At 61.5% G+C, this 17,224-nt stretch carries 12 protein-coding genes and 1 pseudogene; 7 read left to right on the forward strand and 6 right to left on the reverse strand.

All coding sequences use genetic code 11. The features are described from left to right. Nucleotides 1-45: 45 nt before the first annotated feature. On the reverse strand, nt 46-1,122 hold the full coding sequence (locus E1K68_RS08360) for a DUF748 domain-containing protein (RefSeq protein ID WP_003189629.1): 1,077 nt from the start codon (nt 1,120-1,122) through the stop codon (nt 46-48). Nucleotides 1,123-1,249: 127 nt separating this feature from the next. Between E1K68_RS08360 and cysK the strand changes: the two genes are divergently transcribed. Next, nucleotides 1,250-2,224, forward strand: a complete 975-nt coding sequence (gene cysK / locus E1K68_RS08365) for a cysteine synthase A (protein ID WP_003189630.1) — start codon at nt 1,250-1,252, stop codon at nt 2,222-2,224. Between the two features lie 3 nt (nt 2,225-2,227). Here the strand turns inward: cysK and E1K68_RS27745 are convergent. Continuing rightward, nucleotides 2,228-2,317 (reverse strand): annotated as a pseudogene (locus E1K68_RS27745) (outer membrane lipoprotein carrier protein LolA); the annotation flags it as partial. A 148-nt stretch (nt 2,318-2,465) separates the two neighbouring features. Here E1K68_RS27745 and E1K68_RS08370 point away from each other — a divergent pair. Beyond that, nucleotides 2,466-3,404, forward strand: coding sequence for an aspartyl/asparaginyl beta-hydroxylase domain-containing protein (locus E1K68_RS08370; RefSeq protein ID WP_005786126.1), 939 nt, complete (start codon nt 2,466-2,468; stop codon nt 3,402-3,404). A gap of 177 nt (nt 3,405-3,581) precedes the next feature. Here E1K68_RS08370 and acnA read toward each other — a convergent pair whose 3' ends face one another. Then, nucleotides 3,582-6,323 (reverse strand): aconitate hydratase AcnA, encoded by a 2,742-nt coding sequence (gene acnA / locus E1K68_RS08375; protein ID WP_003189634.1) that lies wholly within the window; start codon nt 6,321-6,323, stop codon nt 3,582-3,584. A 196-nt stretch (nt 6,324-6,519) separates the two neighbouring features. Here acnA and rlmM point away from each other — a divergent pair, with 196 nt between their 5' ends. Together rlmM and tusA are read left to right on the forward strand one after the other, a co-directional pair. Then, nucleotides 6,520-7,596, forward strand: a complete 1,077-nt coding sequence (gene rlmM, locus E1K68_RS08380; protein WP_003189635.1) for a 23S rRNA (cytidine(2498)-2'-O)-methyltransferase RlmM — start codon at nt 6,520-6,522, stop codon at nt 7,594-7,596. Between the two features lie 129 nt (nt 7,597-7,725). Further along, on the forward strand, nt 7,726-7,968 hold the full coding sequence (tusA, locus tag E1K68_RS08385) for a sulfurtransferase TusA (protein WP_003189637.1): 243 nt from the start codon (nt 7,726-7,728) through the stop codon (nt 7,966-7,968). On the opposite strand, the gene E1K68_RS08390 is transcribed toward tusA, so the two are convergent. Beyond that, the gene (locus E1K68_RS08390; RefSeq protein ID WP_003189639.1) at nt 7,965-9,359 is read right to left on the reverse strand and encodes an MATE family efflux transporter; all 1,395 of its coding nucleotides are present in this window, start codon (nt 9,357-9,359) and stop codon (nt 7,965-7,967) included. The two genes, tusA and E1K68_RS08390, sit on opposite strands and share 4 nt — an antisense overlap. Before the next feature lie 161 nt (nt 9,360-9,520). Here E1K68_RS08390 and pdxB point away from each other — a divergent pair, with 161 nt between their 5' ends. Continuing rightward, nucleotides 9,521-10,663 (forward strand): 4-phosphoerythronate dehydrogenase PdxB, encoded by a 1,143-nt coding sequence (gene pdxB, locus E1K68_RS08395; protein WP_212613954.1) that lies wholly within the window; start codon nt 9,521-9,523, stop codon nt 10,661-10,663. A 154-nt stretch (nt 10,664-10,817) separates the two neighbouring features. Here pdxB and E1K68_RS08400 read toward each other — a convergent pair whose 3' ends face one another. Continuing rightward, entirely contained in the window at nt 10,818-10,991 is a 174-nt protein-coding gene (locus E1K68_RS08400; protein ID WP_003189642.1) for a PA1571 family protein, read from the reverse strand. 238 nt (nt 10,992-11,229) lie between these two features. On the opposite strand from E1K68_RS08400, the gene E1K68_RS08405 reads away from it, so the two are divergent. Continuing rightward, nucleotides 11,230-13,008 (forward strand): ABC transporter ATP-binding protein/permease, encoded by a 1,779-nt coding sequence (locus E1K68_RS08405; RefSeq protein WP_212614880.1) that lies wholly within the window; start codon nt 11,230-11,232, stop codon nt 13,006-13,008. 133 nt (nt 13,009-13,141) lie between these two features. Here the strand turns inward: E1K68_RS08405 and E1K68_RS08410 are convergent, their stop codons facing one another. Next, on the reverse strand, nt 13,142-15,070 hold the full coding sequence (locus E1K68_RS08410; RefSeq protein WP_057710848.1) for a transglycosylase SLT domain-containing protein: 1,929 nt from the start codon (nt 15,068-15,070) through the stop codon (nt 13,142-13,144). Nucleotides 15,071-15,283: 213 nt separating this feature from the next. Between E1K68_RS08410 and E1K68_RS08415 the strand changes: the two genes are divergently transcribed. Further along, nucleotides 15,284-17,206 (forward strand): ATP-binding cassette domain-containing protein, encoded by a 1,923-nt coding sequence (locus E1K68_RS08415; RefSeq protein WP_003189646.1) that lies wholly within the window; start codon nt 15,284-15,286, stop codon nt 17,204-17,206. Nucleotides 17,207-17,224 lie beyond the last annotated feature (18 nt).

The raw sequence follows: 17,224 nt of genomic DNA on the forward strand, positions 1-17,224 counted from the left end.
TGTCGCTGATACACCGCTATCGCAGGCAAGCCAGCTCCAACAGGGTTAATCAGCGCTGGGCTTGGGCTGTTCGTAACGGGCATTGAACGCCTGGATAAACCCATTGCGCAGAATCGCGATCACCGCCGAAAACGCACTGACATTTTGCTGATGCACGCTACCGCTCAGCTCTACACGGGTGGCGAACTGGTTTTTACGCTGGTTTTTCAGCACGGTTTCGCTGGCGCCCACCACGGCTTCCCAGATCGAGCGGAAGATATTCTTGTCCTGGTTTTCAACGTCTTGTTGCCAGTCGAACACCTCCACATCGCGCAGCAGCGGCTTGATGTAGCCGGTGAGCCGGCCATTTTCCGCCTGGGCTTCGATCACCACATCGCCCGTGCCGGCCTTGAAGTCGAACTTGCCATAGGCCGATGCGAAGTCATTCATGCGCTTGAGTTGCAGGTCGCGGGCGCGGAAGCGGAACTCGAACTCTTCGAAATCGCTCAGCGGATCAAAGGTGGCGTTGGCCTCCAGAGGCGCCTGGCCTTGCAGGAGTGCCTTGCCTTCGAAGCGGGCGTCGCGCTTGCCTTTGACATCCACCACATTGGTCAAGTTATAGAAGCTGGCGTTGACCCCGGTGGCGTTGATATTCACCTGGGGCTTGGAGCTGAAGTTATGGAAGGCGATCTCACCGTCTTCGATGCGCACTTCGTTGAGGGTGATCGGTAACAGTTTGCGCAGTTGCTCCTGCCAGTCGGTGCCTTTACCGGTCTGGGACGCCTGCTTGTTGGCACCGCCATCGACAAAGTTGATCTGCGGGCGCACAAAATGCCCCTCGGCCACGACGGCATGGTCGTACCACAGCGAATGCCAGCTCACCGCGAACTCGATCAGCGGTGCCTTGACGAACGGCACCGGGACCTTGCCGTCCACCTTGACGATTTGCAGGCCATTGATCCGGTAGGCGCCGCGCCATAGCGCCAGGTCCACATCGGCAATCTCGCCACGGTAATCGCCCATGTTGGCGAGTTTGTCGTTCAGGTAGTTGCGCACCAGGTAGGGCAGCGCAAGGTGGATGGCAATCAAGACCAGCACCAGAGCGGCGATGGTCCCTAACGGCCAACTGTAGCGACGTTTCATAGGGCAGTTCTCCTTGCTTGTAGGAGATTGACTGTTCTGATGAACGCAACGTTCCTCCGTCTGGACGCTTGGGAGTACGCGGCATACCCTTGGGGCCTTTCCCAACGCCTCGACAATAGGAACCGCCATGAGCCGTATCTTTGCAGACAACGCGCACTCCATCGGTAACACGCCCCTGGTTCAGATCAACCGCATCGCACCGCGTGGCGTGACGATCCTGGCCAAGATCGAAGGGCGCAACCCGAGTTATTCGGTGAAGTGCCGCATTGGCGCAAGCATGGTCTGGGATGCAGAAAGCAGCGGCAAGCTCAAGCCGGGCATGACCATCGTCGAGCCCACTTCGGGCAACACCGGTATCGGCCTGGCCTTTGTCGCCGCTGCCCGTGGCTACAAGTTGCTGCTGACCATGCCGTCGTCAATGAGCCTTGAGCGCCGTAAAGTGCTCAAGGCTCTGGGCGCCGAGCTGGTGCTGACCGAGCCGGCCAAGGGCATGAAGGGTGCCATCGACAAGGCCGCCGAGATCGTCGCCAGCGACCCGGCCACCTACTTTATGCCGGCCCAGTTCGACAACCCGGCAAACCCTGCGATCCACGAGAAAACCACCGGCCCGGAAATCTGGAACGACACCGATGGCGCCGTGGACGTGCTGGTGGCGGGCGTGGGAACCGGCGGCACCATCACCGGGGTATCACGCTATATCAAGAACACCGCGGGCAAGCCGATTCTGTCGGTGGCCGTGGAGCCCATGGTTTCCCCGGTGATCACCCAGGCCTTGGCGGGTGAAGAGATCAAGCCCAGCCCGCACAAGATCCAGGGGATCGGCGCCGGTTTTGTGCCGAAAAACCTCGACCTGTCGATGGTCGACCGGGTGGAGCTGGCGACCGACGAGGAGTCCAAGGCCATGGCCCGGCGCTTGATGCTGGAAGAGGGCATTCTGTGCGGGATCTCCTGTGGCGCCGCCATGGCGGTGGCCGTGCGCCTGGCCGAGAAGCCGGAGATGCAGGGCAAGACTATTGTGGTGATCTTGCCGGACTCCGGTGAGCGCTACCTGTCGAGCATGTTATTCAGCGATTTGTTTACCGAACAGGAAAACCAAGCCTGAATCGACTGTAGGAGCGAGCTCGCTCGCGAAAAACCTGAGAACGCCACGTTGTATCAGTAAACCCGCGTTATCGTTGACGTTCTTCGCGAGCAAGCTCGCTCCTACAGGTGTTGATACAGGTCAGTCTGGTTTCCTGGGCCTTCTGCATAATGGTTCAAGTGTTTATCATGGCCGGCTGCTACGTCTGGTTTCCCATTGACGGAAATTTGCTGGCCAGGCGCTTATTTCCAGGAGTTGCTGCATGACCTTTTCTTTGGCCGCCAAACTGTCGGTGTTGCTGCTGTTCATCGGCAGCACGCTGTATGTGCACCTGCGTGGCAAGGCCCGTTTGCCGATGTTGCGTCAGTTCGTCAACCATTCGGCGCTGTTCGCCCCGTATAACGCCCTGATGTACCTGTTTTCCGCGGTGCCGTCCAAGCCCTACCTGGACCGCAGCAAGTTCCCGGAACTGGATGTGCTCAAGGACAACTGGGAAGTGATCCGCGAAGAGGCCATGCACCTGTTCGACGAGGGCTACATCCGCGCCGCCGAAAAGAACAACGACGCCGGCTTCGGTTCGTTCTTCAAGAAGGGCTGGAAGCGTTTCTACCTCAAGTGGTACGACAAACCGCTGCCTTCGGCCGAGGCGCTGTGCCCCAAGACCGTGGCGTTGGTGAGCAGCATCCCTAACGTCAAGGGCGCGATGTTTGCGCTGTTGCCGGGCGGCAGTCACCTCAACCCGCACCGCGACCCGTTTGCCGGTTCCCTGCGTTATCACCTGGGGCTGTCTACGCCGAACTCCGACGACTGCCGTATCTTCGTCGACGGTCAGGTCTACGCCTGGCGCGACGGTGAAGACGTGATGTTCGATGAAACCTACGTGCACTGGGTGAAAAACGAAACCGAACAGACCCGTGTGATCCTGTTCTGCGACATTGAGCGCCCATTGAGCAACCGCGTGATGACCCGTATCAACCGCTGGGTCAGCAAGCAACTGGGCCGCGCAACCGCGCCGCAGAACCTCGATGACGAGCGCGTGGGCGGCATCAACCAGGCGTACGCCTGGAGCAAGACCTTCAGCGACAAGTTCAGTGGCCAGGTCAAACAGTGGAAGCGCAAGCATCCCAAGGCCTACCGCATTGCGCGGCCGGTGCTGGCGGTGGTGGTGTTGGTACTGCTGTGGAAGTGGCTGTTCGGCTAAACCGCACACCATAAAAAGGCGCTGTATCGAAAGATACAGCGCCTTTTTTACGCCTGGAATATGATCAAAACTGTGGGAGCTGGCTTGCCTGCGATGGCGGAGTATCAGCTATAAAAAGGTTGACTGACCCACCGCTTTCGCAGGCAAGCCAGCTCCCACATTTGATCTGCGTTGCTCTTAAGAGGCGATCAACTGGCGCAGCACGTAGTGCAGAATCCCACCCGCCTTGAAGTACTCCACTTCATTCAAGGTATCAATCCGGCACAGCACCTCAACCTTCTCGCTGCTGCCATCCTCGCGAGTGACCACCAACGTCAGGTTCATTCGCGGCTCGATCTCGGCAGCGGTCAGCCCGAGGATATCGATCTTCTCCTTGCCGGTGAGCTTGAGTGTCTTGCGGTTCTGATCCAGCTTGAACTGCAACGGCAACACGCCCATGCCCACCAGGTTGGAGCGGTGGATGCGCTCGAAGCTCTCGGCGATCACCGCCTTGACGCCCAGCAGGTTGGTACCCTTGGCCGCCCAGTCGCGGCTGGAGCCGGTGCCGTATTCTTGGCCGGCGATCACCACCAGCGGTGTGCCGGAGGCCTGGTACTTCATGGCCGCATCGTAGATCGCCATTTTCTCGCCAGTGGGGATATACAGCGTGTTACCGCCTTCTTCGCCGCCGAGCATTTCATTGCGGATACGGATATTGGCAAAGGTGCCGCGCATCATCACTTCATGGTTACCCCGGCGTGAACCGTAGGAGTTGAAGTCACGCGGCTCCACGCCCTGTTCGCGCAGGTAGCGCCCGGCCGGGCTGTCGGCCTTGATATTGCCGGCAGGGGAGATGTGGTCGGTGGTTACCGAATCCCCCAGCAGGGCCAGCACGTTGGCGCCCTTGACGTCCGCGATCACCGGCAGCGGGCCGGCGATGTCGTCGAAGAACGGCGGGTGCTGGATATAGGTGGAATCCGGCTGCCACACGTAGGTGGCTGCCTGCGGCACTTCAATGGCTTGCCACTGCTCGTCGCCGGCAAACACTTCGGCATATTCCTTGTGGAACATGCTGGTGCTGACTTGGGCCACCGCCTCGGCGATTTCCTGGCTGCTGGGCCAGATGTCCTTCAGGTACACCGGATTACCCTGCTGGTCATTGCCCAGCGGCTCGCTGCTGATGTCGATGCGCACGGTGCCGGCCAACGCGTAAGCGACGACCAGGGGCGGCGAGGCCAGCCAGTTGGTTTTCACCAGAGGGTGCACGCGGCCTTCGAAGTTACGGTTACCGGACAGCACCGACGCGACGGTGAGGTCGGCCTTCTGGATGGCTTTTTCGATCGGCTCGGGCAGGGGGCCGGAGTTGCCGATACAGGTGGTGCAGCCGTAGCCCACCAGGTCGAAGCCAAGCTTGTCCAGGTATTGGGTGAGGCCCGCCGCCTTGTAGTAGTCGGTGACCACTTTGGAGCCCGGCGCCAGGGAGCTTTTCACCCAGGGCTTGCGGGTCAGGCCTTTTTCCACGGCTTTCTTTGCCACCAGCCCGGCGGCCATCATCACGCTGGGGTTGGAGGTGTTGGTGCAGGAGGTAATCGCGGCAATCACCACTGCGCCGTTTTTCAGGCGATAGGTGTTGCCTTCGTATTCATAATCCGCCTCGCCGACCAGGTCCGCATTGCCCACGGCAACGCCGCCTCCGCCTTCGCTTTCCAGGCGGCCTTCTTCTTTGCTGGTGGGCTTGAATTGCAGGTCGAGAAAATCGCTGAACGCTTGGCCTACATTCGGCAGGGCGACACGGTCCTGGGGACGTTTGGGCCCGGCAAGGCTGGCCTCGACAGTGCCCATGTCCAGAGCCAGGGTGTCGGTGAAGATTGGCTCCTGGCCGGCATTGCGCCACAGGCCCTGGGCCTTGGTATAGGCTTCCACCAGTTTGACCGTCTCAGCCGGGCGGCCGGACAGGCGCAGGTAGTCCAGGGTCACTTCATCCACCGGGAAAAAACCACAGGTCGCGCCGTATTCCGGGGCCATGTTGGCGATGGTCGCGCGGTCGGCCAGGGGCAAATCGGCCAGGCCGTCGCCGTAGAACTCGACGAACTTGCCCACCACGCCTTTCTTGCGCAGCATTTGCGTCACGGTCAGCACCAGGTCGGTGGCGGTGATGCCTTCCTTGAGCTTGCCGGTGAGCTTGAAACCGATCACTTCCGGGATCAGCATCGACACCGGCTGGCCGAGCATGGCCGCTTCGGCTTCGATCCCGCCCACGCCCCAGCCGAGTACGCCGAGGCCGTTGATCATGGTGGTGTGGGAGTCGGTGCCGACCAGGGTGTCGGGGAAGGCGTAGGTGCGGCCGTCTTCCTCTTTGGTCCACACGGTGCGGCCCAGGTATTCGAGGTTGACCTGGTGGCAGATGCCGGTGCCCGGCGGCACCACGCTGAAGTTGTCGAAGGCGCTCTGGCCCCAGCGCAGGAAGGCGTAGCGTTCGCCGTTGCGCTGCATTTCGATATCGACGTTCTGTTCAAAGGCGCTGGTGCTGCCGAACTTGTCGACCATCACCGAGTGGTCAATCACCAGGTCCACCGGTGACAGCGGGTTGATGCGCTGCGGGTCACCGCCGGCCTTGGCCACGGCGGCGCGCATGGCGGCCAGGTCGACCACGGCGGGTACGCCGGTAAAGTCTTGCATCAGCACGCGAGCGGGGCGGTACTGGATCTCGCGGTCCGACTGGCGCGCCTTGAGCCAGGCGGCGATGGCCTTGAGGTCGGTGCCGGTGACGGTCTTGGCGTCTTCCCAGCGCAGCAGGTTTTCCAGCAGCACCTTGAGGGACATCGGCAGCTTGTCCAGGTCACCCAGGCTCTTGGCGGCTTCGGGCAGGCTGAAGTAGTGGTAGGTTTTGCTGTCTATGTGCAGTGTCTTAAGGGTTCTCAGGCTATCAAGGGATGACATTACATGACTCCTTATGGTCCGCACGGCTACGGACCTGACGGGACGAACAGAGCTATCACGTTAGCGCTGTTTTCATTAGCAGGCTAATAACTGGACTCTATCGCTGAGTCCAAGGTTCCGAACTCGGCTATCATGCGCGCGTTTTCATGACAGGTATTGCGATAGCGCAAGGCCAGTTGATTCACCAGGAGATTCAATGAACACCCTTTTTATGCACTGCCGCCCGGGTTTTGAAGGCGAAGTCTGTTCCGAGATCGCGGAGCACGCCGCGCGCCTGAACGTGTCCGGCTACGCCAAGGCCAAGACCGGCAGCGCCTGCGCCGAATTTGTCTGCACCGAAGAAGATGGCGCCCAGCGCCTGATGCACGGCCAACGCTTTGCCGAGCTGATCTTCCCCCGGCAGTGGGCGCGCGGGGTGTTTATCGACCTGCCGGAAACCGACCGCATCAGCGTGATCCTCGCCCACCTGCGCGAATTCCCCGTGTGCGGCAGCCTGTGGCTGGAGATGGTCGACACCAACGACGGCAAGGAGCTGTCGAACTTCTGCAAGAAATTCGAAGTGCACCTGCGCAAAGCCCTGCTTAACGCCGGCAAGCTGGTGGACGACCCGAGCAAGCCGCGCCTGCTGCTGACCTTCAAGAGCGGCCGCGAAGTGTTCATGGGCCTGGCCGAATCGAACAACTCGGCGATGTGGCCCATGGGCATCCCGCGCCTCAAGTTCCCGCGTGACGCGCCCAGCCGCTCGACCCTCAAGCTGGAAGAGGCCTGGCACCACTTCATCCCCCGCGACCAGTGGGACGAACGCCTGCACGGCGACATGACTGGTGTCGACCTCGGCGCAGCGCCAGGCGGCTGGACCTGGCAACTGGTCAACCGTGGCATGCTGGTGACCGCCATCGACAACGGCCCCATGGCCGAAAGCCTGATGGACACCGGCCTGGTGCAACACCTGATGGCCGACGGCTTCACCTTCGTGCCCAAGCAGCCGGTAGACTGGATGGTCTGCGACATCGTCGAAAAACCCGCGCGCAACGCGGCACTCTTGGAAACTTGGATTGGCGAAGGGCATTGCCGCGAGGCGGTGGTGAACCTGAAGTTGCCGATGAAGCAGCGTTACGCCGAAGTGAAGCGTTTGCTGGAGCGCATCGAAGAGGGCTTCAAGGCGCGCGGCATTCGTGTGGAGATTGGCTGCAAGCAGCTCTACCACGACCGCGAAGAGGTCACCTGCCACTTGCGTCGTCTGATAGACATAAAGAAATCTAAAGGCCGCTGATATTAAATGTGGGAGCTGGCTTGCCTGCGAAAGCGGTATAACAGTCGAAATTTATGTTGAATGTGCCCCCGTCATCGCGGGCAAGCCCGCTCCCACATTGCTGAGCGGTGCCAGTTTTAGGAGTGAAGTATGAGTCTTGAACCTGTTGACGGTACCCTCGACGCCACCGGCCTCAACTGCCCGGAACCCGTGATGATGCTGCACCAGCACATCCGCGACCTGCCGGCGGGCGGTCTGCTCAAGGTGATCGCGACCGACCCGTCGACCCGTCGCGATATCCCCAAGTTCTGCGTGTTTCTCGACCACGAACTGGTGGATCAGCAGGAAGATGCTGGCACCTACCTGTACTGGATCCGCAAGAAAGCCGATTAAGCCTGCGCCTTTTCGGCCCGGATGCGTCGGCGTGCACTGCGCGCCAGGCGCACCACCAACATCCCCGCTGCACAGCTCAAGCCCACGATCAGCCCTTGCCATAAACCGCTCGGGCCGCTGGGCTCGCCGAGCCAGTTTGTCAGGCCCAGGGCGTAACCTACCGGCAGGCCCACGCCCCAGTAGGCGAACAAGGTCAGCACCATGGTCACCCGGGTGTCCTGGTAGCCGCGCAATGCGCCGGCGGCGGTGACCTGGATCGAGTCGGAGAACTGGAACAACGCCGAGAACACGATCAGCATCGACGCCAGGTGGATCACCACCGGGTCGGGGGTGTAGATCGCTGCAATCTGCTCGCGAAACAGCAGCATCAAGCTGCAGGAAAAACACGCGTACGCCAGGGCGGTGCCCATGCCGACGCCGGCGGCGAAGCGAGCTTCCCGGGGTTCGCCGCGCCCCAACGCCTGGCCGACCCGCACGGTGACGGCCATGCTCAGGGAATAGGGGATCATGAACACCAGGGAGCTGACGTTCAGGGCTATCTGGTGACCGGAGACCACCGTGGCGCCCAGGCTGCCAAGCAACAGGGCAATCACCGCGAAAATGCTCGACTCGGCGAAGATCGCCACACCAATCGGTAGGCCGATGCCCAGGATGCGCTTGATCACCGTCCATTGCGGCCAGTCGAAGCGCTTGAACAATTCGCTGCTTTGATAGGCCGCGCCCCAGCGCGTCCAGATGGCCAGGCCGATCATCATCACCCACATCGCAATGGCGGTAGCCCAGCCACAGCCCACGCCGCCCATGGCCGGTACGCCAAAGTGGCCGTAGATGAAGATGTAGTTCAGCGGAATATTCAGCGCCAACCCGCACAAGCCCATGACCATGCTCGGCCGTGTGCGGCCCAGGCCGTCACTGAAACAGCGAAACACGTAGTACAACGCAACCGCCGGCATACCGGCGGCGATGCCGTGCAGGTAGCCCATGGACGGCTCGATCAGGTCGGGCTCGACCTTCATGGCATGCAGGATCGGCTCGGCGCACAGCAACAGCAGCGCGCCGCAGAGACCGACCACCACGGCCAACCACAACGATTGGCGCACCAGAGGCCCGATCTCGGTGAGTTTGCCCGCGCCATAACGCTCGGCAACTTTCGGTGTGGTGGCCAGCAGAGTACCGGTCATCAACAGGTACACCGGGATCCAGATCGAATTACCCAGGCCCACCGCCGCCAGGTCCTGCGGGCTCACGCGCCCAGCCATCACCGCATCGACGAAGCTCATCGCGGTGGTTGCCAGTTGGCCAATCATGATCGGCAAGGCCAGCGTCAGCAGGCCGCGCACTTCCCGGCTGATGCGGGCGGGGCGGGAGAGGGTAGCGGTGGCAGTGTTCACGTACAGGTGTCCAATAAAAAGGCAGTCGCAAGGACGGCGGATTCTACGCGTTGACGCAGTGGTCAGGAAAAAACCTGTGTTAGGGATTTGTAAGCAATGCGCCCAGGCCAGCTCCTACACAGGATCTTCTGTACACTGCCAATCCGCCAAAGGAGCCTGCCATGCTGATTGTTGCCGACGAAAATATCCCGCTGCTCGATGCATTCTTCGAAGGGTTTGGCGAGATTCGCCGTGTGCCCGGCCGTTCCATCGACCGCGCCACGGTCGAGCAGGCCGATGTACTGCTGGTGCGCTCGGTGACCAACGTCAACCGCGCCCTGCTCGAGGGCAGTAAGGTGCGTTTTGTCGGCACTTGCACCATCGGCACCGACCACCTGGACCTCGACTACTTCAAGCAAGCAGGTATCCAGTGGTCCAGCGCGCCCGGCTGCAATGCGCGTGGGGTGGTGGACTACGTGCTCGGCAGCTTGCAGACCCTGGCTGAAATCGAAGGCGCCGACCTCAAGCAGCGCACCTACGGTATCGTCGGTGCCGGTGAAGTCGGCGGGCGGTTGGTCAAGGTGCTCAAGGGCCTGGGCTGGAATGTGTTGGTGTGCGACCCACCGCGCCAGGTCACCGAAGACGGTGATTACGTCAGCCTGCAGCAGATCATCGAGCACTGTGACGTGATCAGCTTGCATACGCCGCTGATCAAGTCCGGCAATGGTTCGACCTGGCACCTGTTTGATCGCCAGCGCCTGGAACAGCTCAAGCCGGGCACCTGGCTGATCAATGCCAGCCGGGGCGCGGTGGTGGATAACGCCGCCCTGCGCGAGGTGTTGCTGGCGCGCGAAGACCTGCAAGCGGTGCTGGACGTGTGGGAAGGCGAGCCCGAGGTGGATGTCGAGCTGGCAGACCTGTGCGTGCTGGCCACGCCCCATATCGCCGGCTACAGCCTCGATGGCAAACAGCGCGGTACCGCGCAGATTTACCAGGCGCTGTGTGCGCACCTGGGCCAGGAGCCGAGTATCCAGCTGAGTGATTTGCTGCCGGCCCCCTGGCTGGCCGAGATGCACCTTAACGCTACGACTGACCCGGCCTGGGCGCTGGCGACCTTGTGCCGCAGTGTGTACGACCCACGCCGTGACGATGCGGATTTCCGCCGCAGCCTGGTAGGTACCGTGCAGGAGCAGCGCCAGGCCTTTGACCTGCTGCGCAAGCATTACCCGGAACGTCGCGAGATCGATGGCTTGAAGGTGCGCATCATGGGGGAGTCGGTGGTGCTGTCGCAGATCGTGGCTGCTCTGGGCGCCGAACACCTATAACTGTAGGAGCGAGCTTGCTCGCGAAAAACGTCAACGATAACGCAGCGTTTCTGATTTAACGCGGCGCCCTCAGGTTTTTCGCGAGCAAGCCCGCTCCTACAGGGGGCATAAAAAACCCGGCCACCGGGGCCGGGTTTGAAAGAGCTTGGGCGCTTCAGCCTTGCTGGGCAGGCTTGACCAGTCGCTGTTCCAGTTCGCTGCAGGCTTGCTGGATCATTTCTTCGGTAATCTGCACTTCCTGGCCTTTGGCATCGATATACGAGCAAGGCAGCTGTTGCGGCTGGCGGATCACTTCAATCTTGGCGTCGCTGCTATTTTGCAAGGTCATGGCCTGTCTCCTCATCAGGTTGTGTACCTACTTTAATTCCCCCGCATGAACGCGCCGTTACAACTCCTTACACGCTCATCGGTTTGAACACCCAGTCCACCAGAAACCGGTACATATTTCCAGATGAGGCTTAGACCGATAGCCTCTAGCGGCCTGCATCGGTGGGCATAATTAACCTGACTCATTGTTATTCGCGCAAGTTCCCCCAATGTTGGAGGGTACAGATTCCTCATTGGTGATACCTCCCATGTTCTCCATCCGTCAACGCCGTGCGATTCGCCTGGCCAGCCGCTTTATCGCGCCCTACCGCTGGCAGGCGCTTGGCGCACTGCTGGCGCTGATCGTCACCGCTGGCATCACCTTGTCCATGGGGCAGGGCATACGCCTGCTGGTGGACCAGGGCTTCATGACTCAGTCGCCGCACTTGCTCAACCAGTCCATCGGCCTGTTCATGCTGCTGGTGCTCGGCCTGGCCGTGGGCACCTTCACGCGGTTTTACCTGGTGTCGTGGATTGGCGAGCGGGTGGTGGCCGATATTCGCCGGCAAGTGTTCAACCACCTGATCTACCTGCACCCAGGCTTCTACGAGAACAACCGCAGCTCCGAAATCCAGTCGCGGCTGACCACCGACACCACCTTGCTGCAATCGGTGATCGGCTCATCGCTGTCGCTGTTTTTGCGCAATGCCCTTATGGTCATCGGCGGCATCGTGTTGCTGTTTATCACGAACCCCAAACTCACCAGCATCGTGGTGGTGGCGTTGCCGCTGGTGCTGGCGCCGATCCTGATTTTCGGACGTCGGGTGCGCAGCCTGTCGCGTTTGAGCCAGGACCGTATCGCGGACGTTGGCAGCTATGTCGCCGAGACCTTGGGCCAGATCAAGACCGTGCAGGCCTATAACCATCAGGTGCAGGACGAACAGCGCTTTGCCGTCACCGTCGAGGACGCCTTCATCACCGCACGTAAGCGCATCTTGCAGCGCTCCTGGCTGATTACCCTGGTGATCATGCTGGTGCTCGGTGCGGTGGGCGTGATGCTGTGGGTGGGCGGCATGGACGTGATCAGCGGGCGTATTTCCGGCGGTGAGCTGGCGGCGTTCGTGTTCTACAGCCTGATTGTCGGCAGCGCCGTTGGCACCCTGAGCGAAGTGCTCGGCGAGTTGCAGCGTGCCGCTGGGGCGGCGGAGCGGATCGGTGAGCTGTTGCAGTCAGGCAGCGACATCCAGGCGCCGGCCACTGGCGGTGTACGTTTGCCGGAACGGGTCAGCGGCCGCATGGAACTGCAGGACCTACGCTTTTCCTATCCTTCGCGACCGGACAGCTATGCCATCGACGGCTTGAACCTGACCATCAACCCGGGCGAAACCCTGGCCTTGGTAGGGCCGTCCGGTGCGGGCAAGTCGACGATTTTCGATCTGCTGCTGCGCTTCTACGACCCCCAGCAAGGCCGAATCCTGCTCGAAGGCCAGCCGCTGACCGAGCTAGACCCCCTGGACCTGCGGCGCCATTTCGCCCTGGTGTCCCAGAGCCCGGCGTTGTTCTTCGGCAGCGTCGAGGACAACATCCGCTACGGCAACCCGTCCGCCACCACCGCCCAGGTGGAAGCCGCCGCGCGTATTGCCCACGCCCACGACTTCATCCTGCAAATGCCCGACGGCTACCAAACCCACCTCGGCGAAAGTGGCCAGGGCCTCTCTGGCGGCCAGCGCCAACGCCTGGCCATCGCCCGCGCCTTGCTGGTCGACGCGCCGATCCTGCTACTGGACGAAGCCACCAGCGCCCTCGACGCTCAGAGCGAACACCTGATCCAACAAGCCCTGCCGCAGCTCATGCAGGGGCGCACCACGCTGGTCATCGCGCATCGTTTGGCCACGGTGAAGAATGCCGACCGCATTGCGGTAATGGACCAGGGCAAGCTGGTGGCGGTGGGCACGCATCAGCAGTTGATTGCGAGCAATCCGTTGTATGCGCGGTTGGCGGCGTTGCAGTTCAACGATGGAGATGAACAGGTGAAATAAAAAATGCCCGCATCTCTCGATGCGGGCAATGGCGCCTCTGTAGGAGCGAGCTTGCTCGCGAAAAACTCACAGGCGCCGCGTTTATCCAGGAAGCACGCGTTAGCGTTGACGTTCTTCGCGAGCAAGCTCGCTCCTACTGGTCGTCGAAGTACCGCTCATGCCAATCCACCAACGGTTGCGGTGAGTTGAGCTTCTGCCCGTAGATCACCGAATAAGACAGCACGTTCTGCACATACTGGCGGGTTTCGTCGAAGGGGATGCTTTCCACCCACACGTCGAAACTCAGGTGGTCTGCGCCGCGCAGCCATTGGCGCACGCGGCCGGGGCCGGCGTTGTAGGCAGCGGAGGCGAGCACGCGGTTGCCGTTGAACTGGCTGTGCACCTGGCTCAGGTAGGCAGCGCCGAGCTGGATGTTTTTATCCGGGTCCAGCACTTGGGCCGGGGAGGCCAGGGGGATACTGAATTTGCGTGCGGTTTCCTTGGCGGTGCCGGGCATCAGTTGCATCAGGCCGCTGGCGCCAACGCCGGAACGGGCGTCATCCATAAACGCGCTTTCCTGGCGGGTGATGGCAAAGATCCAACTGGAGTGCAGGCCGCGTACCTTGGCTTCGCGCACCAGGGTGTCGCGGTGGGCCATCGGGAAGCGGATGTCCAGGTCGTCCCAGTACTGCGCCTGGCTGATGGTGCGGATCGCCGGGAAGTACCACTTCATGTCGTAGGCCAGTTTGGCCTGGGCCACCATCTCGTCACGGTTGAAATGACGGCTGACGTGGTACCACTCACGGCGACCGTCGACGATCTGGCCGCGGGCGTAGAACTCCAGGGCCCTGCGCACGCCTGGGGTGTTGCGGACCTTGTTGACCAGGGCCTGGCTCATCACTAGCGGCTTGTTGTTCAACTGATAAGGCGATTTGGAGCGGTCAGCGGCGAGGAAACCGTAGAAGTCCCGCTCCTTGGCGACGTTTTTGTACAGCACCAAAGCCTGCGGGTTTTTCGGCTCGGCCAGCTCCAGGCTGCGCGCCTGCCAGTAGCGCCAGCGGTTGGTGGTGGCCAGGTCTTGTGGGAGCTTACGGGTCAACTGGTAGGCGTCTTCCCAGCGCGCCAGGCGCAACAACAGGCGCAGGCGCCATTCGGAGACCGTATTGTCGCGCAGTTCGGGGTCGTACTTGGTCATGACCTCCAGCGCGCGCGGGTCGAAGCGCTTGGCCAGGGTCAAGCCGATCTCGCGGGCAATCGACACTTTTTCGTCACGGGAGAAGTGCATGCTGCTGGCGTAACCGTCGAGCAGCGACATGGCTTTGTCCGGATCCTGGCGCGCCAGGCGACGCAGGCCCAGGCCCACGGCGTCAGCCATGGCCTCGGTGGCCGGCTGGAAGCGTGACGGGTCGCTGAGCATGTCGGGCTTTTGCGCAACATCCACCATCAAGCGGCCTTGGGCGCCGAGGGTGGGCAGGGTTTTCACCAGGCTATTGGCCAGCGCGTAGTTACGCGCTTCGGCGGCGAGCTTGGCGCGCTCCCAGATCTTCTGCTCGGTGAGTTGGCCGGCAGCGGCCCATTGGCCAAACGTGACGTCACAGGCGGCGGGCTGGGATTTGCCGGTCATCCACAGCTTTTCGGCAGTCTTGTAGCCTTCGGCTTTCAGGTTGTGGCTGAGCTGGTACTGGCCATGCAGGCAGTCCAGCTCGACGAAATTGAGCTTGGTGTCGTAGTACTTTTCAAAGGTCTGCCAATCGCCACGTTCGGCCAGCCAGCGCAGCCAACGCAGTTTCATCCAGTTGGCCTGGGGCAGGTCGCCGTGTTTGGCGAGGAATTGTTCGATTTCCTCGTTGCTCGCGGTTTTCAGGCGCGCGGTCAGCTCGTCATAGGCCAGGTAGGGCGTGAGCGGGTAATCGGCCAGGGCTTGGCTGTATTGCATGTAGGGGCCGCTGTCGCCCTTGGCCAGGGCGCGTTTGGCTTGATCGTAATACTGGCGTTGAGTGGTGAGGTCCACCGCCTGGGCGGATTGAACGGCAGTGGCGGAAAGAAGCAGACAAGATAAAAAGTTGAAAAGGCGACTGCGCATGAGACGTCCGTGCAGAGAAATCACGACTAGCACCGGCACTGCCGACACTGATTGCCCCTAGCTTAGCCTTTTGCCAGCGGCCCGCGAAAGCTTTGCCGGCTGGTTCGTTCAAGTTCGCCGGAAATGTCCTACAGAACGTGTCAATAGAGAAAATGCCGACCGCATCCCACCCTCACATCAGGTAGAATGCGCGCCCAGTTTTTGGAGAAGCGTATGACCCTGCTCAAATTCAGCGATGTGTCCCTTGCTTTCGGCGCCATGCCGTTGTTGGACAAGGTGTCCTGGCAGATCGCCCGTGGTGAGCGGGTGTGCATCATCGGCCGCAACGGCACCGGCAAGTCCAGCATGATGAAGCTGGTAAAAGGCGACCAGAAGCCCGATGACGGCTCTGTGTGGCGTGCCCCGGGCCTCAAGATCGGCGAATTGCCGCAAGAATTGCCGGTGGCCGACGGACGGACAGTGTTCGACGTGGTTGCCGAAGGCCTGGATGGCGTTGGCGAGTTGCTCGCGCAATACCATCACCTGGCGCAGAACTGCGTCACCGAGGAAGACCTCGACAAGCTGATGCACGTCCAGCAAGACCTCGAAGCCCGTGACGGCTGGCGCTTGCAGCAACTGGTGGACAGCACCCTGAGCCGCCTGCAACTGCCGGCCGACAAGACCCTCGCCGAATTGTCCGGCGGCTGGCGTCGTCGCGTGCTGCTGGCCCAGGCCCTGGTGTCCGAGCCGGACCTGCTGCTGCTCGACGAACCGACCAACCACCTGGACATTGGCGCCATCGCCTGGCTTGAAGAAGCCATCAAGGACTTCCAAGGCGCCGTGCTGTTTATCACGCACGACCGTGCTTTCCTGCAGAGCCTGGCCACGCGCATCCTCGAACTGGACCGTGGCGGCCTGATCGACTGGAACGGCGACTACGCTAGCTTCCTGGTGCACAAGGAAGCCGCCCTGGCGGCCGAAGAAACCGCCAACGCGCTGTTCGACAAGAAGCTGGCCCAGGAAGAAGTCTGGATCCGCCAGGGCATCAAGGCCCGTCGCACCCGTAACGAAGGCCGCGTACGTGCCTTGAAAGCCTTGCGCGTCGAGCGCAGTGAGCGCCGCGAGCGCACCGGCAAGGCCAATATCCAGCTCGATACTGCCGACAAGTCGGGCAAGCAAGTGATGGTGCTGGAGAACGTCAGCTTCCATCACCCGGACGGCCCGTTCCTGATCAAGGACTTCTCCATGGTCCTGCAGCGCGGCGACCGTATCGGCCTGCTGGGCGCCAACGGTACCGGCAAGACTACGTTGCTCAAGCTGATGCTCAGCGGCCTGCAACCGACCAGCGGCAAGGTCGAAGAGGGCACTCGCATCGACGTGGCCTACTTTGACCAGTTGCGCCACCAGTTGGACCTGGAAAAGACCGTGATCGACAACGTCGCCGAAGGCCGCGACTTTATCGACATCGACGGCCAGAGCCGCCACGTACTCAGCTACCTGGGCGACTTCCTGTTCAGCCCGCAGCGTGCACGTACGCCGGTCAAGGCGCTGTCGGGTGGTGAGCGCGCGCGCCTGCTGCTGGCCAAGCTGTTCAGCAAGCCGGCCAACTTGCTGGTACTCGACGAACCGACCAACGACCTCGACGTGGAAACCCTGGAACTGCTGGAAGAGGTCTTGCTGACCTTTAACGGCACTGTGCTGATGGTCAGCCACGACCGGGAATTCCTCGACAACGTGGTCACCAGCACCCTGGTCTTCGAAGGTGAAGGCAAGGTGCGTGAATACGTGGGCGGTTATCAGGACTGGCTGCGTCAGGGCGGCTCGCCGCGCCTGCTGGGCGTAACCGAGAGCAAGTCGGGCAAAGCAGACTTGAACACGGCGGTGGTGGCTCCGGTCGCTGCCGAAGCGCCTGCACCGGCGGCTGACGCTGCGCCGGCCAAGAAAAAGCTGAGCTATAAGTTGCAGCGCGAGCTGGAAGCCTTGCCGGGTGATATCGACGCCAAGGAACAGCAGATTGCTGCGGTCGAAGCGGAAATGGCTGACGCTGGTTTCTACCTGCGCCCTGCGGCAGAGACCGCCAAGGTCATCGCCTCTTTGGAGACGTTGAACCAGGAGCTGGAAGCGTTGGTTGAGCGTTGGGCCGAGTTGGATGCCTGAGTGATCTTGCAGCACTGA

It is taken from the genome of Pseudomonas sp. B2021, from assembly GCF_018135665.1.
GTDB lineage: Bacteria > Pseudomonadota > Gammaproteobacteria > Pseudomonadales > Pseudomonadaceae > Aquipseudomonas > Aquipseudomonas lactis.